This is a genomic window from Streptomyces sp. DG1A-41, from assembly GCF_037055355.1.
GTDB lineage: Bacteria > Actinomycetota > Actinomycetes > Streptomycetales > Streptomycetaceae > Streptomyces.
The window spans coordinates 7,552,738-7,571,088 of the sequence record NZ_CP146350.1 but is presented as its reverse complement, the minus strand read 5'-3'; the positions used below and the strand labels follow the sequence as shown (position 1 = coordinate 7,571,088).

13 protein-coding genes and 2 pseudogenes are annotated in these 18,351 nt (G+C 69.6%); 7 read left to right on the top strand and 8 right to left on the bottom strand.

Features of this window, described 5'->3' with window-relative positions; all coding sequences use genetic code 11:
* Positions 1–88 precede the first annotated feature (88 nt).
* Positions 89–388, top strand: coding sequence for a helix-turn-helix domain-containing protein (locus V8690_RS35220; RefSeq protein WP_338775737.1), 300 nt, complete (start codon positions 89–91; stop codon positions 386–388).
* The gene (locus tag V8690_RS35215) at positions 355–1,434 is read left to right on the top strand and encodes an IS630 family transposase (RefSeq protein ID WP_338785228.1); all 1,080 of its coding nucleotides are present in this window, start codon (positions 355–357) and stop codon (positions 1,432–1,434) included. The genes V8690_RS35220 and V8690_RS35215 overlap by 34 nt, the downstream gene beginning before the upstream one ends.
* 139 nt (positions 1,435–1,573) lie before the next feature.
* Here V8690_RS35215 and V8690_RS35210 read toward each other — a convergent pair whose 3' ends face one another.
* The 4 genes from V8690_RS35210 to V8690_RS35195 all read right to left on the bottom strand — a co-directional run bounded on the left by V8690_RS35210 (position 1,574) and on the right by V8690_RS35195 (position 6,615).
* Positions 1,574–2,824: an IS701 family transposase gene (locus tag V8690_RS35210; RefSeq protein ID WP_338777007.1), complete on the bottom strand. Its 1,251-nt coding sequence runs from the start codon at positions 2,822–2,824 to the stop codon at positions 1,574–1,576.
* A 474-nt stretch (positions 2,825–3,298) separates the two neighbouring features.
* Complete coding sequence (locus V8690_RS35205; protein WP_338784104.1) at positions 3,299–3,805, bottom strand: hypothetical protein; 507 nt, start codon at positions 3,803–3,805, stop codon at positions 3,299–3,301.
* A 518-nt stretch (positions 3,806–4,323) separates the two neighbouring features.
* Positions 4,324–5,514: an Ig-like domain-containing protein gene (locus V8690_RS35200; protein WP_338785563.1), complete on the bottom strand. Its 1,191-nt coding sequence runs from the start codon at positions 5,512–5,514 to the stop codon at positions 4,324–4,326.
* A gap of 114 nt (positions 5,515–5,628) precedes the next feature.
* Positions 5,629–6,615, bottom strand: a complete 987-nt coding sequence (locus tag V8690_RS35195) for an LCP family protein (RefSeq protein ID WP_338784103.1) — start codon at positions 6,613–6,615, stop codon at positions 5,629–5,631.
* Positions 6,616–7,330: 715 nt separating this feature from the next.
* Here V8690_RS35195 and V8690_RS35190 point away from each other — a divergent pair.
* Positions 7,331–8,116 (top strand): biosynthetic peptidoglycan transglycosylase, encoded by a 786-nt coding sequence (locus tag V8690_RS35190; RefSeq protein WP_338784102.1) that lies wholly within the window; start codon positions 7,331–7,333, stop codon positions 8,114–8,116.
* A 421-nt stretch (positions 8,117–8,537) separates the two neighbouring features.
* On the opposite strand, the gene V8690_RS35185 is transcribed toward V8690_RS35190, so the two are convergent.
* From V8690_RS35185 to V8690_RS35170, 4 genes and pseudogenes are all read right to left on the bottom strand, one after another.
* The gene (locus tag V8690_RS35185) at positions 8,538–9,143 is read right to left on the bottom strand and encodes a trypsin-like peptidase domain-containing protein (protein WP_338784101.1); all 606 of its coding nucleotides are present in this window, start codon (positions 9,141–9,143) and stop codon (positions 8,538–8,540) included.
* Positions 9,144–10,088: 945 nt separating this feature from the next.
* Positions 10,089–11,071: pseudogene (locus tag V8690_RS35180) on the bottom strand (DNRLRE domain-containing protein); the annotation flags it as partial.
* A gap of 463 nt (positions 11,072–11,534) precedes the next feature.
* Positions 11,535–11,651 (bottom strand): annotated as a pseudogene (locus tag V8690_RS35175) (transposase); the annotation flags it as partial.
* A gap of 202 nt (positions 11,652–11,853) precedes the next feature.
* Positions 11,854–12,624 (bottom strand): polyprenol monophosphomannose synthase, encoded by a 771-nt coding sequence (locus V8690_RS35170; protein WP_338784100.1) that lies wholly within the window; start codon positions 12,622–12,624, stop codon positions 11,854–11,856.
* 125 nt (positions 12,625–12,749) lie between these two features.
* On the opposite strand from V8690_RS35170, the gene V8690_RS35165 reads away from it, so the two are divergent.
* From V8690_RS35165 to V8690_RS35150, 4 genes are all read left to right on the top strand, one after another.
* Positions 12,750–14,528 (top strand): hypothetical protein, encoded by a 1,779-nt coding sequence (locus V8690_RS35165; RefSeq protein ID WP_338784099.1) that lies wholly within the window; start codon positions 12,750–12,752, stop codon positions 14,526–14,528.
* 278 nt (positions 14,529–14,806) lie between these two features.
* Positions 14,807–15,511 (top strand): DUF998 domain-containing protein, encoded by a 705-nt coding sequence (locus V8690_RS35160; protein WP_338784098.1) that lies wholly within the window; start codon positions 14,807–14,809, stop codon positions 15,509–15,511.
* Positions 15,505–17,652 (top strand): glycosyltransferase, encoded by a 2,148-nt coding sequence (locus V8690_RS35155; RefSeq protein ID WP_338784097.1) that lies wholly within the window; start codon positions 15,505–15,507, stop codon positions 17,650–17,652. The genes V8690_RS35160 and V8690_RS35155 overlap by 7 nt, the downstream gene beginning before the upstream one ends.
* A complete protein-coding gene (locus V8690_RS35150) occupies positions 17,621–18,343 on the top strand; it encodes a response regulator transcription factor (protein ID WP_338784096.1) in 723 nt (240 codons plus the stop codon). Before V8690_RS35155 ends, V8690_RS35150 begins: the two co-directional genes overlap by 32 nt.
* Positions 18,344–18,351: the final 8 nt, after the last annotated feature.

Sequence of the window (18,351 nt, the reverse complement as noted above, 5' to 3'; positions counted from 1 at the left end):
GAGTTACACCGAACGATTTACAGTCCCCAGCGTGGCCTGCTAGTGTGGTGCGCCCGAAATCTCGGGCTTAAGTCTGTAGCCTGTTTTCATGTCTCGGGGTCCTCGTGCCGTCGAAGTTGTGCTGTCCGATGAGGAGCGCGCCGAGTTGCTGCGCTGGGCGGGCGGGGCGGTGGCGCCCCGTCTTGTCGAGCGGGCACGCATCGTCTTGGCGTGCGCGGACGGGAAGCCGAATACGCGTGTGGCGGCGGAGTTCAAGGTAACCGCGGACACGGTGAGGAAGTGGCGGTCGCGGTTTGCTGCCCGGCGGATGGCCGGACTTGCGGATGAGCCGCGGCCGGCCGGCGCAAGTCGGAGCTGGTGCTCAGTGATGACGAACGGGCTCAGCTGACGCGTTGGGCGAGGCGCGCCAAGACCGCGCAGTTCCTGGCTCTGCGCGCGAGAATCGTGCTGCTGTGCGCGGAGGGCGGGACGAACAAGCAGGTGGCGGCCGAACTCGGGGTGCGCGAGCAGTCGGTGAGCCGCTGGCGGGCCCGGTTCGTCAAGCGGCGGCTGGACGGGCTGGTCGACGAGCCGCGGCCCGGCAGGCCGCCCTCGATCCTGCTCGACCAGGTCGAGGACGTGGTCATCGCGACGCTGGAATCCACGCCAGGTAAGGACACGCACTGGTCGCGGACTTCGATGGCCGAGCGCACCGGGCTGTCGAAGTCCACCATCGGGCGGATCTGGAAGCGGTTCGACCTCAAGCCGCACCTGCAGGATGCCTTCAAGCTCTCCACCGATCCGCAGTTCGTCGCGAAGGTCGTCGACGTCGTCGGCCTGTATCACCACCCGCCGGAGAAGGCGGTGGTTCTGTGCGTGGACGAGAAGAGCCAGATTCAGGCGCTGGACCGCTCGCAGCCGGTGCTGCCGATGATGCCGGGCATGCCCGAGCGGCGCACCCACGACTACCTACGGCACGGCATCACCAGCCTGTTCGCCGCCTTCAACATCGCCGACGGCACCGTCATATCGGCACTGCACCGCCGCCACCGGGCGATCGAGTTCAAGAAGTTCCTGGTCACGATCGACAAAGCGGTACCGGCCGGCCTCGACGTCCATCTGGTCTGTGACAACTACGCCACCCACAACACCGCCGAGATCAGGACGTGGCTCAGCAAACACCCCCGGTTCCACGTCCACTTCACTCCGACCGGCTCCTCCTGGATGAACCAGGTCGAGCGGTGGTTCGGCCTGTTGACCGACAAACTCATCCGTCGGGGCGTCCACACCTCCGTGAAGGCCCTGGAGGACGACATCACCGCGTGGATCGACACCTGGAACGAGAATCCGCGGCCCTTCACCTGGACCAAGACCGCCGACGAGATCCTCAACTCACTCGCCGACTACCTCACCAAAGTCACTCCGCCAGCCAACAAAAACCAGGAAGAAACTTAAGCCCGAGATTTCGGGCGCACCACACTAGTAGGGCTTGGTCAGGTTCGTATGGGTGTGGGTATGTCGCGGTGGCAGGTGGGGCAGGCGCCGGTCCAGGTGGCGAGGAGTGTCTGCAGTTCACGGACGACCTGGTAGAGGCTCAGGCCCGCGCCGGATCTTTTGGGTCTCGGGCCAGTCGTTGCAGGGTGCAGAAGGCATGGGCGGCAGAGACAAGAGTGACGTGGTGGTGCCAACCGGTCCAGGTGCGGCCCTCGAAATGGGCCAGTCCCAGGGCCTGTTTCATCTCGCGGTAGTCGTGCTCGATGCGCCAGCGGAGCTTGGCCAGCCGCACCAGCGTCGCCAGCGGCATCCCGGAGGGCAGGTTCGACAGCCAGAACTGCACCGGCTCGCTCTCACCGGCCGGCCACTCGGCCAGCAGCCAGCGTTCGGGCAGTTCCGGACCGCCGGTGGCCTTGCGGATGCCGCGTCCGGCGGGGCGGACCCTGAGGGCGACGAACCGCGAGTACATGCGCTTGAAGCCGCTGCGGCCCTTGCCCGGGCGGGAGCCCTCCCGCCAGGACACCGGCCGTGCGGCCGCCTTCCCGGCCGCGATGAGCAGGTCCTTCACGGTCTGCGCGGGCTCGGGGTACTGCATCTTGGGCGGCCGGCCGGTGCCCGCACAGGCCGGTTGGACGGGCCGGGCCCTGGCCGGATGGGCGGTGTGGCGGCCGGAGATGCCGACCGCGTAGGGCAGATCTCGTTCCTCCAGCCCGAGGCGGAAGGCGGCGGCATCGCCGTAGCCGGCGTCCGCGACCACCAGCGGGGCATCGACACCCCATGACCGGGTCTCGTCGATCATGTCCAGGGCCAGCTGCCACTTCTCCACATGTCCCGCCTGGGCCGGGATGCCGCAGCGGGTGCGGCGGGCGACCTTGACCGCATCGGCCTGCGGCGAGGCGGGATCCCAGGAGGCGGGCAGGAACAGCCGCCAGTTGACCGCGGCGGAGGCACGGTCGCAGGCCAGGTGCACGGAGACGCCCACCTGGCAGTTGGTGACCTTGCCCGCGGTGCCGGTGTACTGCCGGGCCACACATGCCGAGGCGTCCCCGTCCTTCAGGAAGCCGGTGTCGTCGATGATCAGTGCTTCCGGGCTGATCGCCTCGTGCATCCGCCAGGCCAGCCGGGCCCGTACATGGGCCGCATTCCACGGGCTGGAGGTGATGAAATGCGCCAGCGCCTGCCGGTTCCCGTCCTCACCGAGACGGGCCGCCATCGGCTCCACCGACTTGCGCCGCCCGTCCAGCAGCAGACCGCGCACATACGCCTGCCCCCACCGCCGTTGATCCGCGCGGAAAAACCCGTCGAACAACTCCGCCGCGAACGCCTCCAGGTCCTCCCGGACCCCGGTCATCTCCTCAGGTGTCACACCAGCCCAACGACACCGACGGGCAGGCAGACACGCCATCCGCGAGCGAAGATGACCAAGCCCTACTAGGGCCGCATCAGGCAACGTTCGCCCTGTCCACGATCTCGCGAAGGCGTTCGTCGGCGGCGTGCTTGTAGGGGTCCGCCTGAATCACATGGGGTCATTCACCACCGACGGCCGTCGTACACACGCCAAGAACAGCGGGGCGCGCGCCACACCGGGCCGCAGTGCCTTCACCGCCACTGCCCGCCTCAGTCGCCGGTCGTGGCCCAGCCGGACCTCCGCCATGCCGCCACGGCCCAGCAGGTCCCCAACTGGTAACGGCCAACGAGGGTTTCCAGTTGCCTTAGATCCATCACTTCTCCATGGCCCGCGGGACGCGAAGAGGCCCGCTTCCTGGGACGGCCAAGAGCGGCCGGGCCGGAAGCGGGCGGCGGAGCCGGGCGTCGCCGGATGGCGCTATTTCTTCGCGTGCTGCTTGGCGAGCTGCGTCGGGGTCGGCACGGAGATCCGCAGAGCGTCGTTGGCGCTGCCGGCCTGCCGTCCCACCACCCTCACGGTGTCGCCCGTCTTGAGCTCGGACTCGGTGACCTTCTTGCCGTCCCGGGTGATGCGGGCGTTCTTCTCCACCGTCCAGGTCCAACTGACCCCGTCGGCGCTCTTCACGGTGAGCGTGGCACCGGACACGCCGGTGATGCTGCCACGCTGCCACACACGGACCACGAACTGGCCGGTCTTGCGCCTCTCGACGGTGGCCTGGCCGTGCACGCCGGGCAGCGAGTGGCGGTGCTTGCCGTGCTTCTTGTGGTGCTTGTTGTGGTGCTGCTTGGCCGAGCTCGCGGAGGCGGCCGAAGACGGACTGGCACCCGGCGAGGATGTCGACGAGGCGTAGGCGGTGGCCCCGCCGGCGGACAGTACGCCGGCCAGAATCACCCCGGTCACCATGACCCTTCGTTTGCGCGGCATTGATTTCATCATGGAGTCACCTCTCGTCGAGGAGGCACGGAGCCCCCTGTTCGGACCCGGTCGCGGCGCACCGTAGCCGCGGATCTTGTGGAAACTTTGTGGGACTGCAGGAGCGACATGCTGTGCGAACCGACGGTGAATGAAGAAGGGCCCCGCGTCGCCACCTCCATGCCGAACACCGCGGCCATCTCCAGGCAGGTCAGCGGCCCCTGTCCGAGCCGGGCCCGGTCCGCCAGCGCCTCCGAGATGCGCTGGTAGTCCATCGACGGCACCGAACAGGCAAGCCGCACCACATGGGCACCTGCGATTTCGGCTTCGCCGCCTCCCGGGGCGCCGATGGCGCGTCCGCATCCCGCACATCCGGGGTGATCTCCGTGTCAGCGCGCTGGTGCCGCCGGCCGGATCCAGCACCGTATCGACCCGCCTGCGAGCGATCGCCCACTCCTGCCATTCCTGCTGCGCACCCGGGTGAGTGGAGCCGTCTTGGCTCCACTCACCCGGGCCTCGGGTCGCCCCCCTCACCGTGTGGCGTCGGGTGTGCTCCATTGGGACCAGGACAAGTTCCAGTCGCCGTCCCCGTTGTCCAGCGTCACCGGCTTGGACGGGTTGATGACCCGGACGAGGTCTCCCGGTTCCACGGTGTTGAAGAACCACTTCCCGTCGGATGCGTTCAGGTGGACGCATCCGTGGGAGTTGTCCACCCTGCCGATGGTCGCGTTGTCCCATGACGCGTCGTGGATGTACGTACCACTCCACGTCAGGTGGACGTCCCAGTAGACCGGCAGGTTGTAGTAGGTGGGACTACCGGGAGTGCAGCTGAGGCCGACGCTGCACGATGTCATCTGGACCTTGGCCTCCTTGTCGAGCACGACCAGGTTGCCGCCCCAGGTCTGGTCGCCGGCCCCGCCGGTCGATATCGGGAGTGTCCGGATCAGCTTGCTTCCTCGATAGATCGCCATGGTCCGGGCCTTGGGATTGACTACCGCGTGCACGTCGGAGTCAACCGTGAAGGTGTGTGTGTAGTCGCCGGTCGCCCAGAGGCTCCCTCCTGCGTTCACTCCTTCCAGGTCGCCTTTCACGGTGATCTTGTCGCCCAGGGGCCAGTACGTTCGGGGACGGTAGTCGACACGGCGGTTGGTCACCCATCGCCAGGCTCCGGTGACGTGGTCCGTGTCGGTCACGGACAGTGCTTTCTGGACGGCGGCCTCATCGGTCACAGCCTTCGTGAACACGACGACTACTGGCTGGGCATTGCCGACGTCGGACCCCGTGGCGGGGGTGATGGACTGGGCGGTGACGGTGTCGGCCGGACTGATCGTCTCGATGTTCAGGCGCTTGCTGACCGGCTTTCCGGATGTACCGGCGGCCGTGGCGACGACCGTGTAACGGGCCTGGAGGCTCAGCGGTTGAGACGGCGTCCATGTACCGGCCGACGGGTCGAGGGAGCCGCTGACGACGGAACCGTTCGAGCGGGTGACGGAGACCTTGGTCAGGTGTGCGTGGGTGGCCGTGCAGTGAATGGGCCGGTCAGGCTCGGCTCGGCCGGAGGCGTCCGTCACCGGCTTTATCGTGATGTCGCTCGGCCGGGGCGACGCCGACGACGCCGCGCTGAGACCACACCCGACCAGCGTGAGCGCGGAGACCACCGTGAGCGCGGCGAGGTAGGCCATCTCCTTCATGCGCCGACGCTTTTCCGGCACCTGACTCATCGTCTTCACAGGGTCTCCTCCTCGGCCGGTAGGGAAGACATCGACTGCCGGCGGTGGACACGTTCGGGACATTGATGGCGACGCCAACGAAGTACGCACGCGAGGGAATTGACGCTAACCACCGGACAGGTCAGAGTTGGCGTCGTTGTTGCCGATGGTGATCGGCTGATCGTTCTGCAGCTCGCGGAAGAGGGCCTTGGCGCGTGTCATGTTCCACAGCACCGCGTCACCGGCGTTCGGAGTGGAGTAGTTCGCGTCTGCGATCGGGACCGTCAACTCATGTCCCCCTCCGCTGGAAATCCCCTTCAGGCCGAGGAACATCCGCGCCAGGTCGTACGGGGTCATGTTCTTGTCCACGCTCAGCGTTCCGATGCCCGCGTCGAGTGCCGAGTAGAGCCTGATCGGGTTGAGAAGAGTGGACGGGGTCTCCGCCTGGTGGGCGATCGCGGCAAGGAATTTCTGCTGGTTCGCCATGCGGCTCAGGTCCTGGCCCGCCTCCTGGTGGCGTTCCCGGACCAGTTCGAGGGACTGCCGGCCGTCCAGTTTCTGGCAGCCCGCCTTGAAGTCGGCTCCCGAGGCCTGGTCCACGATCGGCCGGTCCAGGCACAGGGTGACGCCGCCGAGTGCGTCCACCAGGCCGACGAAGCCACCGAAGCCGATCTCCGCGTAATGGTCGACGTGGATGCCGGTGTTGTACTCGACCGTCTCGGCCAACAGTTGCCCGCCGCCGAGCGAGAAGGCCGCGTTCAACTTGTTCGCCGTTGCCGGATGCCGCACACCGTCCGCACCGCTGAACGCCGGTATGGTCACGTAACTGTCGCGCGGCAGACTCACCAGGGTGTCACCGTCGCTGCCGATGTGCAGCAGCATCATCGAGTCGCTGTTGCCGTACGGACCCTCGTCGTCGCTGCCGGTGTGCAGCTCCTTCTGCTGCTGCGGGGTCAGATTCTGGCGGTCGTCCGAGCCGGCGATGAGATAAGTGGTGCCCTTGCCCGGCGGAAGTCGGTCCGGCAGGGCGCCGAGGTTCACCGTACGGTCCAGCTTCTCGTCGGCCCAGGCGTATGTCCCGACGGAGGCCGCGAGCACCGCGAGGGCGAGCATCGTCACACCCCGGGTTGCCCTGCGGCGCCATGTCCGGGGGCGAAGGCGGCCGACCGGGTGTCCGCCTCGACCGTACGTCACCATGAAACGGGAGCCCCCTCGTGCACGAACAAGGTCCTTCAATGTTTGATGCGCCCACAATAGGCATCAATTGCATGCCCGCAGAAGGAGCTTTCTGAAGCTTGGCCCTCGTGCGGGACCTCCCTGGAGAACCCTTCATGAATTCCGTACCGAACTCTTATCTCAGATTCACGCGGATACGGCGATCGGCAGGCAGAAGCGGCCTTCCAAGATTTCACAGGTGCGTGTGGCCCGGCAGGCAGCGGTCGCATTCTGCTGGGCTGGATTTAGCAACCATCTTTCCCTCGTCACCGTCTATGGATGCGAGGCCCTGGCGCCGAAACGCCATGAGGGAGATGTGGGCCGGCCGAGAGCCGACAACGAGGAACTGGCGGTGGACATGTCACAGACGCGTACTGACCGGGCCGATGGGCCGACACCAGACCTCCGTGCCGGAGCGGCCGGGGAGGATGCGACCGTCACGGCTGCCGTACGTGGCTCTGCGGCTCGCCGCCGGAACCCGTCTCCCCGCCCGAGCGCCGGACGCGCCGGGCCACGCGGCACGCTCCTTGCCGCCGGCGCTCTCGGCGGGGCCATAGCCGCGACGCTCTTCGGCATCGCCCGTTCCGTCTTCGGCTACGGTTTCAACGTTCCTGTGACCCTCTCCGCCTTCACGGCAGGCACCGTTGCCGTCCTCGCCCTCGGTGGCCTCCTCCGCCGGGGAGCGCTGCCGCGGTGGCTTCGCCGTCTCGTCACCCGTGCGTGCGTCGTCGGTCTCGGCGTGGCCGTGGTGCTCGCGGCGGCCGGGGGTGTGCTGCTGGCAGTCACTCCGGGGGTGGGCGACGCCCAGTCCCGGGTGAGTGCGCAGGCCGCCGCCCACGGGGTGACCGCCACGGATCTGTCCACGCCCCCCAAGGTCGCCGCGGCACTGGTGGCCACCGAGGACGCCCGTTTTTGGCACAACCCCGGCATCGACCCTGCCGGCGCCGCCCGCGCGCTGCTGGTCTGGCTGCACGGCGGCGGAGGCGGTGGCGGGGGCGCCACCATCGAGCAGCAACTTGCCAAGATGCTCTACACCAACGGGCAACGTACCCGTCCCGACCAGGTTGAACAGGTCGCTCTGGCGGTCAAGCTCGCGCATGACTACCCCAAGGGCCGGATCCTGCAGATGTACCTGTCCACCGCCTATTTCGGGCATGGATACTACGGTCTGGACGCGGCCGCACACGGGTACTTCAAGACGAGTCCCGCTCACCTGGACTGGCCCCAGGCCGCCCTCCTTGCCGGTCTCGTCCAGGCGCCCTCCGCCTACGATCCCCTCCACAACCCCGACCTGGCCAGGCAGCGCCGCGCCGAGGTGCTGGTTCGCCTCGAGGCTGTCGGCGACCTGACCGCACGTCAGGTCAGGGCCTTCGACGACACACCCCTGGGCGTCGCCTGAGAACGAGTGCTCCTCAGCTGTTCTCGGCCCTGACATCGCGCCGAAGCCTGCCCCGTCCAACTGCACGGCCGAGGAAACCCTCCCGACCAGTGAGGACGGGTCGCGGACACGGACGTACCGGATCGAACTCGTACGGCGCTGAGGCTGCACGGGAAGGGGAACCACGGCCCGGCTCCCCTTCCCGCCCACAGACTGCTGACCTGTTTACGGCGTTACCAGGTTGCCCCGGAAGGTCACGCCCAGCTCACGCTGTTCCCACAGCCCAGTCACCGACGGCATCCACGACCTCCCGAGGAAGCGACAGCACGACAGGCCACTACTCCCACGGAACCGCCGACCCTGCGCCCGACCAACGGAAGCGCGGCCCTCAAGTCCTGAAAGACAAACAGCTTCTAAACGTCAAGCTCAGCGGCGCGGACGTTCAGTCAGTCCGATCCGACGCAGCCTCTTGATAGAGGTTCTCAACGCTTGGGCCGAAGGCCACGCTGTAGGAGATGTCGGGAGTGTCCCCGCCCCTCTCGTAGCCGCCGATGACTCCGATGACCGTGCCAGGAATGCCTCCGGTGACCCAGGGGCTGCCGCTGGTGCCGCCGGTGAATCCGGTGCAGCCGATCTCCAACTGGGTGCTGCTGAAGGAGGAGACGCGGTTGGTACAGGTCAGCGGCTCTTGCGATGTCTGCGGGTAGCCGACGACGGTGACAGGGTTGGTCGTGCCCTGATCAATGCCCAGTTCGTCGCCCCCGACGACGGACTGGATGGTGCGGCCGTCCGCGGGCGCCACTATGCCGAACGCCACGTCGTGGTCCGGATCGGAGTCGGCAGACCACTGCTGATCCACGACGATGCGCTCGAGGTGCCACACCCCGTAGGGGGCGATGCCGTCGTGATAGGCCGGAACGAATACATCTGACGTGGAGTCCATGCAGTGAGCGGCGCTCAGGATCAGGTCGCCCCGGGCGCTGTCGACCACGCTGGCCGTGCAGAAGTGCGACCCGCCCAGGCCACTGCTGCCGAAGACCGCACCCACCTGTGGGGCCACCTGGGATGCGGGCAGCGAGTGGGAAACGCCGGGCGTGGTGGACGGGGAGGGAGACTCCGACGCAGACGCGGTGGGAGACGGGGAGGCAGACACAGTCGGGGACGGGGACGGCGTCACTGGTTGCTGGCGCGTCCCGGCAGCGTGCTTTGGCGCACTGGTTGACGCGACGACGCCACGGGCCAGGGGCTCCAGGACGCTCTGGGCCGTCGCGGCACCACCTATGCACAGCAGCGTGGACGCCATGAGGATCGTTACCATCCAGGCTCGGGATCGCGCCGCGCGGTGCTTGGGATGGTGTCGTGTCCTGCCGGTCGTCATGCGCCCACGCTCGATTCCCCGCTCTGGCGTGCCCTGTCCGGGCGCCGTCGCCCCTGCTCCAGTGTCGCGGCGTTCGAAGACTGTGGGATGACATAGGGCTGAGAAGCGGATGATTGAGTAGCTGTTGTCTTTCCGATCTTGAGGAATGTCCGTCGAACCGGGGTCCCGATCGGGTGGTGTGGCGGGCAGTGGCCGGGAGCCCGTTTCCGACCTGCTGGGTGGCGCCTGCGGGTGTGCTTGTGGCGCCCGGGCTGGCGGCGCCAGCTCACCGTCCGCTTCCGGCCCGGCGCTGTGTCGTCGGACCGGAAGCGGGCCCCAGTGCCGTTGAGGCGTAGGCGGTGGCGCCGCCAACGGCCAATGCGCCGACCAGGATCACCCCGGTCACCACGGTCCTGCGATTGCCCAGCTTTGATTTCATCATGCAGTCACCTCTCCTCAGGGAGGCGCGAAGCCCCCTTTTCGGACCCGGTCGCGCGCACCGTAGCCGCGGATCTTGTGGGACGTCTGTGGGACGCACTGTGAACGAGCTCGCCAACGGCCACCGGATGCGCCGGCAGGCCGTGGGCTTCGAGGCACTGCTGGAACGCTGTGGGCGGCCGGGGTCGGTAGGGTCTCGAAGGGCGGACCAGCCTGCTGCGCCGTGCCGTCGGAGGGACGGTAGTTGTAGGTCACGGTCAGCTTCGGCCGGTCGTGGTGGCGTTGCCGGAGTTGACGCGTTTCCAGGCGCGGGTGTCGTCGGCGGCCGCGCGCAGGCCCATGTAGCCGCGGGTCGCCTTCGCCGATGCCCAGGTCTGCACGAGGGTGTCGACGTCGGCGTTGATCCACCCGTCGGGTTGGGTGCCGGTGCAGTCGGGGTTGCCGCGGGTCTGGGTCGAGGAGTGGTACTGCTGGTTCCAGGTGGGCTGGTTGGTCCACCGTGACGAGGTGGACGCCGCGGTGGTGTCCCAGACGGTCCACGACTGGGTGGCGCAGTCGGTGTTGCCGGAGTGGAAGTTCCACAGCGCCAGGTTCGTGTCGATGACCAACGCGTCCTGGATGGGCGTGGTGTTCCGGTGGATGAAGGACCGGGCCACTCGGGTGGTGCCGTCCGGGTTGGTGGTGCCAAGGTTGCCGAAGTCGAGTTCGGTGTCGGCGGACCAGTCGACCGTTTCGCCGCGCTGCACGTAGGTGTCGAAGGTGGAGGCCAGGGCGGAGGTCGAGGGGTCGACCGTGACCGGGTAGCGGGTCCTGGGGTCGGCGAGGAACTCCGCGCTGGGCGTGACGACCAGGTCGATGCGGCCGGTTCCCTTGTTCACGACCTTCATGTCGACGCGGGACCGGCGGGTGTGTTCGCCGGACTGCTTGTCCACCGAGGCGTCCCACATGACCGGGGCGGGCATCGTCGCGCGCCGTTCACCGGTCTCGGCGTCGGTGAACGTCACCGACCCGTCCTTGTTCGCCTTGGCCTTCAGCCCCTTGGCCTTGACCGGCAGCGTGTAGGAGTAAGCGCCGGAGGGCCTCTCGTCGATCTCCACGTACTGCTCGAAGCCGGTCCGAGTCGCCTCGACGATGACGTCGGCGCCGGGCACGGCCTCCCGGTAGCGGGCGGTGGTGCCGTCCGTCGCCCAGGCGGTGGCCCACGCCGTCCTCGCCTCCGGCGCAGGCTCCTCCCATGGTCCGGCGCCGACGGCGACCGGCCCCGTCCGGCAGCGGGTGAAGGGCACTGTTCGCCCCGCTGCCACGCGCGGCGGACGGCCGGCTGGTGCTGGCCGCCGATACCACCTGCTGGCTGCACCCCGATGCTCACACTTCACCCGAGCGGATCCTGTGTCACCGCGGTGAAGGGAAGGCCAACGGGACAGCGACCCTCCCCCGGTCGCCGTGACCAGCGCGGCGCAGACCAACGCCCATGCTGCCGGGGGCCGGGGAGGCCGTCGGTCTGCTCTGGGCGCGACGGCCGACACGCGGGCGAGCGCGCTCGTGCGCCGCCAAAGCCGCGCCTTCGCCGCCGGCAAGAAGGCCCAGCCTCCCGGGCACATCACGGCGCCCGGCTGGGGTCGTGAATCCTGGTGTCGGGCTGTTGAAGACGGTCCGCAGCAGGGTCGCCACCCAGGGCTGGGCCGACTTGGGGACCTGGCTCAGCAGGTTTCTGGCGTAGTGGGTCCGGCATCGCTGCCACGACGAGCCGGGCAGAACGGCATCTGCAGCGGCCGCCGGGCTGGGCGAGCGGCTTCGCCCGCCCAGGAGAGGCGGGCCGACGAGAAGGCCGCGCACCTGCTGGTGAACCGGATCGGCCGCGCGGCCAGGCAGCACCAGGTGGGCGAGGTGTGCGAGAACTCACGGCATCGGCCTGTCACCGGCTCGCCCCGCTGATGAAGACCGAAGTGGTCGGCTGTTCGTCTCACGAAGCGCTCCGCACCCTCGCTTCAGCTGCTCGATGCCTCGGCAGCAGGGAGCCCAGGCCCCAGACAGTGACCCGCCACAGCGCCTCGGCCACAATGGCGCGGCTCATCTTGCTGACGCCGTGCTCCCGTTCGACGAAAGTGATCGGCACCTCCACGACCGTGAACCCTCGTGCCACGGTCCGGCGCAGCAGGTCCACCTGGAAGCAGTAGCCCTGTGACCGGACATAGTCCAGGCCGATGCTCTGCAGCGTCCGCACCCGGAACACCCGGTAACCGCCGGTCATGTCACGCACCGGCAGCCGCAACAGCAGCCGGGAGTACGCGCTGCCTCCGCGCGAGAGCCATTCGCGGCTCTTCGGCCAGTTGACCACTTGTCCTCCGGCCACCCAGCGTGAACCAAGGACCAGGTCGGCGCCCTCCTCCAGGGCCGTCAGCATCCTGGGCAGCTCCTCGGGGCGGTGGGAGCCGTCGGCATCCATCTCGACCAGGACCTGGTACCCGCGGTTGATGCCCCAGCGGAAACCGGCCAGGTAGGCCGCGCCCAGTCCCTCCTTGCCCGCGCGGTGCAGCACGTGCACCTGCTGGTCCGCCTCGGCGAGCTCGTCGGCGATCTTCCCCGTGCCGTCCGGGCTGTTGTCGTCGCAGATGAGCAGATCGGCCTGCGGCACGGCGGCGCGCAGCCTGCCGGCGACACCGGCGATGTTGTCGGCTTCGTTGTACGTCGGGATGACGACCAGGACGCGGTCGGCGCCGGAGTCGTTGCTCATGAGCACATGGCCTTCCGTCGGGAACCTTGGGGACACAGCTTCCCTCTACGAGATGTAGTAGATGGATCTGAGGTTGCTCCAGCAGGTAGGCCCGCACAGCGGGACTGAACGAGGAGACGTTCGCCATGGCTGATAACCCCGTCACCGACGGTGTCACCTTGGTACGGCAGCGCGACACACCGGCGCCGGGGACGCCGGTCGTGATCGGTGTGCCAGGTGCCGCACCGCCGCAGTTGCACAGGGGGATGACGGTCCTCGCCACGGTGAGCCTGTTCATCGGCACCCGTTCGGCGTGGACCGCCGCGATGACGTCGGATCCGGTGGTCGCCGGGATCATCTCCGTCTGCTACGCGGGGATCCTGGTCTGCGGAGTCCTCGCTCTGACAGCCCGCGGTCGGCGGGCCCTGACCAGGGTCGATGCCGGTGTACTGGCTTTGGCGGTGGTTCTCGTGGTCTGCAAGTACTGGCTGAACCACGCCGGCACCGACGAGGGCGCACTGACCGCCAAGGCCGCTGCGGAGATCCTTCGAGGCCACCCCGTCTACGGCCAGCCCTGGCCGTGGCTCTTCGGCACTCCGAAGGTCGGAATCACCAAAACCATGTCCGGAGGCGCGGACTACACCTACGGCTACCCGCCGTTGACAGCCCTGCTCGCCGCTCCGGTGCACGCCGTCATCCATTCAACGGCGGCTGCCACCCTGGTGACCACCGGGGCGCTGCTGGCCGGCTCGGTCGCGCTGTGGGCGCTGCTGCCGGCACCCTGGCGACCGGCGGTCACCGCTCTCTGCCTCGGCTTCGGTCTTCTGCCCGGGTACGCCAACGCCGGCTACCCGGCGATCACGGCCCTCGCCCTGCTGGTTCCGGCGGTGGTCCGCTGGCCTGCCACCGGTGCCGACGGGCGTCTCGGAAGGGAGGGAGCGCTGCGGGCCGTCTGCCTGGGCGCCGCATGCGCCGCCCAGCAACTCGCCTGGTTCCTCCTCCCCTTCCTGCTCATCGGCATCTACGCCGTCCGGCGCGGCGAACTCGGGCCCCGCCCAGCCCTGGCTGTGCTCGCCCGCTACACCGGCATCGCCGCCCTCACCTGGGCCGCGATCAACGCCTACTTCGCCGCCCAGGACTTCCACGACTGGCTGCACGGGCTGCTGCTGCCTCTGACCCAGAAGGCGATCCTGCACGGCCAGGGCGTCATGGGCATCTCCTACTACTTCACCTCCGGCAGCAGCCGCCTCGACTACTACTCCTACGGAACCGCCCTGCTGCTCATCGGCCTCTTGGCCGCCACGGTCCTGTTCGTCCGGCGGCTCGGCCCGGCCCTCACCGTGCTGCCCTGGCTGCCCTTCTACCTGGCCACCCGCTCTCAGGACGGCTACTTCCTGATGATGACCCCGCTGTGGCTCGCCGCCGCCGCCACCGTTCCCGCGGCCATGGTCGCCACCGCCTGGCAGCCCCACCTGCCGCGCCTCCTCAACGGCCAGCGCTGCAAGGCCGCCCTGGCAGCGGGGCTGATGGCCCCCTCTTTGCTGTGCGTCGCAATCGCGGCCGCCAGCCCGCCCCCGCTGCGCATGAGCGTGGCTCCCCGTTTCGCCCACCGCCCCCACTCCGACACCGCCGCCACCCGCGTCATCACCGCCGCCACCGTAACGGCCGTCAACACCACCGATGACAGGCTCGCTCTGCACTTCGCCAGCCGCACCGGGCAGGGCGCCTCCAACTGGTGGACGGTCACCTCCGGCCCCGCAGCCCTCGCGCCGCACGCCTCGGCCACCTATGTCGTCAGGCCGCAGGGTGGTGCCCACGCCCTGCCCGGCGGCTCGAGTCCTCACATGTACCTCATCGCCGTCACCGGCACCCCGATGACGATCACCACCGCCCGCATCCCGCTCGCCGGTTCCACGGCCCGGTGACCGGCGATCGCGGCCGCGAAGAGAACGCCCGACCGGAGTCAGCCCAGGTCGGCGGTGGTGGTGAGGTCACCTGCGGCGGTGGCCAGGGGGAACATTGGTTCCCCCTGGCCACCGATGGGGAGCGCGCCCCCGGCCGGTCGCGCGGCCACGGTGAGAACCACGAGTCGGGCCGTCGCCCACCCAGACGCAGGTATCGCACAGGTCGCCTTCATGGAAGCTTCATGCGCCGAACCGCACGTGCCTCATGAGGCGCCTGTTGCCTGGCGGGCATGCACGGCATGCATGCTCTACTCCGGCCACCACCCACCGTCGGCCCACTCCCGACCGTCGTGGACCGGCGGGATCCACGACGGTTCGCGACGGCGGCACACACCGCGCTGACCGGCTCGGTCGTCCTCGCCGCGCTGCTGCACCTGGGGTGGGCCGAGCACGTGGACCCGGTGGGGCAGACGCTCAGCGACTACGCGTTGCACGAGGGCGCCACGGACCTGTTCACGGCGTGCATGGTGTCCGCGGCGGCAGGGTCGGCGGCCCTGCTCGCGGGTCTGGTGCGCAGCCGACTGCCGGTGGGCTCCGGCGCGCTCGCGTCCCTGGGTGTCGGGTGCGCGGGGCTCGTCCTCAGCGGCGTCTTCCCGACCGACCCCGCGGGCGGCACCCCGTCCCTCAGTGGGCTGGTGCACCGGCAGGCGGCGGGCGCCGCGCTGGCCGCGCTGCCAGCAGCAGGCCTGCTGCTGGCCCGCCACATGCACGGCCACCCCGAGACGCGTGAACGGGCCCGTCGCATACGTCACCTGTCCCGGGCGAGTGCGGCCGCGTCGCTGCTCTTCCTCGGTACTCATCTCAGCGCGCTGAGGCCGACCACGCCAGGCAAGGCCAGGGCCGCTGGGCTGCTGGGGCTCGCCGAGCGGGTGACGGTGAGCCTGGACATCGCGCTGCTGTCCGCGATGGCCGGCGCCCTGCCCGCCGGGCGGCTCCCGTGCTGACCGTACTCGCCGTCGTGCTGGCGGTCCTGGGGGCGTCCTGTTACGCGGTGGCCGCCCGGCTGCAGCACGAGGCGGTCCGGCAGCCGCCCTCGCGGGGGGCCCTGGTCCGGCGGCCGCGGTGGCTCGCGGGACTCCTGCTGCTCGGCCTGGGCGGGGCGCTGCACGTCAGCGCGCTGCGGCTGGCGCCGGTGACGGTCGTCCAGCCGCTGGGCGTGACCGGCGTGGTGGTGAGCGTCGTCCGGGGGCTGCGGGTGCGCCGGCGGCGGCCGGACCGGGGCACGCTCCTCGCGCTGGTGGCGGTCGTCGCGGGGACCGCCGCCTTCGCGGTACTCGCCGCCTGGGTCACCTTCCCTACTCCCGTCACGGTGCCGGCTCAGCTGTGGGCCGGGCTGTTGGTCCTGTCGGCCGTCGGCGCCAGTGCCGTGTCCGCGCGGCTGTTTACCGGCCGGGGCCGGTGCGTGGCCTGGGCTTTCGGCGCGGGGTGCGCGTACGGCTGTGTATCCGTCCTCGCGCGGGCGGCGGGCGAGGAGGTCACGGCGTACGGCGTCAGCGGCGTGCCGTATGGCACGCTCGCCGGTCTCGCGCTGGCCGGTGCGGCCGGGTTCTGGCTCGCCCAGCGGGCGCACGCCGCCGGCCCGCCGGAGGTCACGGTCGCCTGCCTGACCGTGGTCGATCCGCTGGTCGCCGTGTCGATCGGGATCGGCCTGCTCGGCGAGGCCCCCGGGCTGCCGGCCGGTACCGCGGTCGCCGGACTGGCCTGCTGGCTCGTCTCCCTCGCGGGCGTGCTCCACATCTCCCGCTCCACCCCTCTTCCCCACGTTTCACCGAGCCGGCCGACCGACGGCCGCCCGTTCTCCCCCTCCTCATCACGACAGGAACACTTCATGCCCAGCACCACACCCCGGCCGCAGCGCATCGTCATCGGCGCCGACACCTTCCCGCCGGACGTCAACGGCGCCGCGAACTTCGCCTACCGGCTCGCTGAAGGACTCGTCGGCCAGGGACACCAGGTACACGTGATCTGCCCGGCGACAGAGACAGGCCCCGGCACCCTCGCGGTCAACGGGATCGCCGTGCACCGGCTCGCCTCCCACCGCACCCCGGTCCACCCCACGTTCCGGCTCTGCCTGCCCTGGGAGGTCGCCCGCCCGGCGGCCCGGCTGCTGGACGAGATCGCACCGGACGTGGTGCACATCCAGTCCCACTTCGCGGTGTGCCGGACCCTCGCCGCCGCCGCGCACCGGCGCCGCGTCCCCGTGGTGGCGACCAACCACTTCATGCCGGAGAACCTCATCGGCTACACCCACCTGCCCGCCCCGCTCGGCACCGCGGCCTGCCGCCTCGCCTGGCGCGACCTGGTACGCGTCTTCCGTCGCGCCCGCTTCGTCACCGCGCCCACTCCCAGGGCCGTACAACTCCTGCACGACAACGGCCTCGCCCAGCCCGCCCTGCCGGTGTCGTGCGGCCTGGACCTGGCGCGCTTCTCACAGCCCGCCACCGACCGCGCCGACGGGGAGACACGCGTGCTGTTCGTGGGCCGGCTGGACGAGGAGAAGAACGTCCACGTGCTGCTGCGCGCGCTTGCCCTGCTGCCTGAACGGCCGGAGGTCCGGGCCGAGATCGTGGGCGACGGCTCCTGCCGTCGCGACCTGGATCAGCTCGCGCACGAGCTCGGCGTCCAGGACCGGGTCACCTTCCACGGCCTGGTCAGCGACCAGGAAGTTCTGGACGCCTACGCGCGCTGCGACGTCTTCTGCATGCCCGGCACAGCCGAGTTGCAGAGTCTGGTCACGATGGAGGCCATGGCCGCCGGGCTGCCGGTCGTCGCGGCCGACGCGATGGCGCTGCCGCACCTGGTCCACCCCGGCCGCAACGGCTATCTCTTCCCGCCCGGGGACATCCGCGCGCTGGCCGGGTTTCTCACCACGCTCGCCGAACATCCCGAGCTGCGGCGAGGGTTGGGCGAGGCCGGTCGGGAGGTTGTCGCCGGGCACGACATCGGCCGTACGCTGGGCGCCTTCGAGGACCTGTACCTCCGGGCCGCCGGACGGCGTCCCGCAGCCACGGTGTCCCTTCCTCACCCCAGGCTTGTACATGAGAGCGAGCGCCATGAGTACGCAGCGCGTTCTGGTCGTCGATGACGAACCCAAGATCCGCATGACCGTGCGCGGGTATCTGGAGGCCGACGGGTTTCAGGTCGTCGAGGCGGCGGACGGACCCTCGGGTCTCCAGGCGGTCACGCGGGACCGGCCGGACCTGGTCGTCCTGGACGTGATGCTGCCCGGCCTCGACGGCTTCCAGGTGCTGCGCCGCATCCGGGAGACGAGCCGGGTCCCGGTCATCCTGCTCACCGCCCGCGCCGAGGAGGTCGACCGGCTGATCGGCTTCACCACAGGCAGCGACGACTACGTCACCAAGCCCTTCAGCCCCCGCGAACTGGCGCTGCGGGTACGGGCCGTGCTTCGCCGCACCGAAGGCGGGCCCGAGGCGGCGCCGGCCGACGCCGCACTGCGCTTCGAAGGGCTGACCATCGACCCGGACACCCGGACCGCTCTCGTGAACGACACCGCCGCGGGCGACGGTGACCGCGCGGTCGAGTTGTCCGCGCTCGACTTCGACCTGCTGCTCGCCCTGGCCCGCGCTCCCGGACGGGTGTTCACCCGGCGCGGGCTGCTGGCCCAGGTGTGGGGCGAGGACTTCTTCGGCGATGAACGCATCGTGGACGTACACATCCGCACCCTGCGGCGCGCACTGGACGACGACGCGAGCGCGCCCCGGTTCGTGGGCACCGTCCGCAGCATCGGCTACCGGTTCGTTGGACGAGCGGTCTGAGGAGCGGA

Excerpts from the sequence above, each read along its gene's own strand:
- V8690_RS35195 (WP_338784103.1), bottom strand. The coding sequence starts at position 6,615 with ATGCTCGCCCTCGCGGTGCTCGCGGCCTCCGTCGGGACATACGCCTGG.
- V8690_RS35150 (WP_338784096.1), top strand. The coding sequence starts at position 17,621 with ATGAGTACGCAGCGCGTTCTGGTCGTCGATGACGAACCCAAGATCCGC.
- V8690_RS35160 (WP_338784098.1), top strand. The coding sequence starts at position 14,807 with ATGCATGCTCTACTCCGGCCACCACCCACCGTCGGCCCACTCCCGACC.
- V8690_RS35220 (WP_338775737.1), top strand. The coding sequence starts at position 89 with ATGTCTCGGGGTCCTCGTGCCGTCGAAGTTGTGCTGTCCGATGAGGAG.
- V8690_RS35165 (WP_338784099.1), top strand. The coding sequence starts at position 12,750 with ATGGCTGATAACCCCGTCACCGACGGTGTCACCTTGGTACGGCAGCGC.
- V8690_RS35205 (WP_338784104.1), bottom strand. The coding sequence starts at position 3,805 with ATGCCGCGCAAACGAAGGGTCATGGTGACCGGGGTGATTCTGGCCGGC.
- V8690_RS35200 (WP_338785563.1), bottom strand. The coding sequence starts at position 5,514 with ATGAGTCAGGTGCCGGAAAAGCGTCGGCGCATGAAGGAGATGGCCTAC.
- V8690_RS35170 (WP_338784100.1), bottom strand. The coding sequence starts at position 12,624 with ATGAGCAACGACTCCGGCGCCGACCGCGTCCTGGTCGTCATCCCGACG.
- V8690_RS35210 (WP_338777007.1), bottom strand. The coding sequence starts at position 2,824 with ATGACCGGGGTCCGGGAGGACCTGGAGGCGTTCGCGGCGGAGTTGTTC.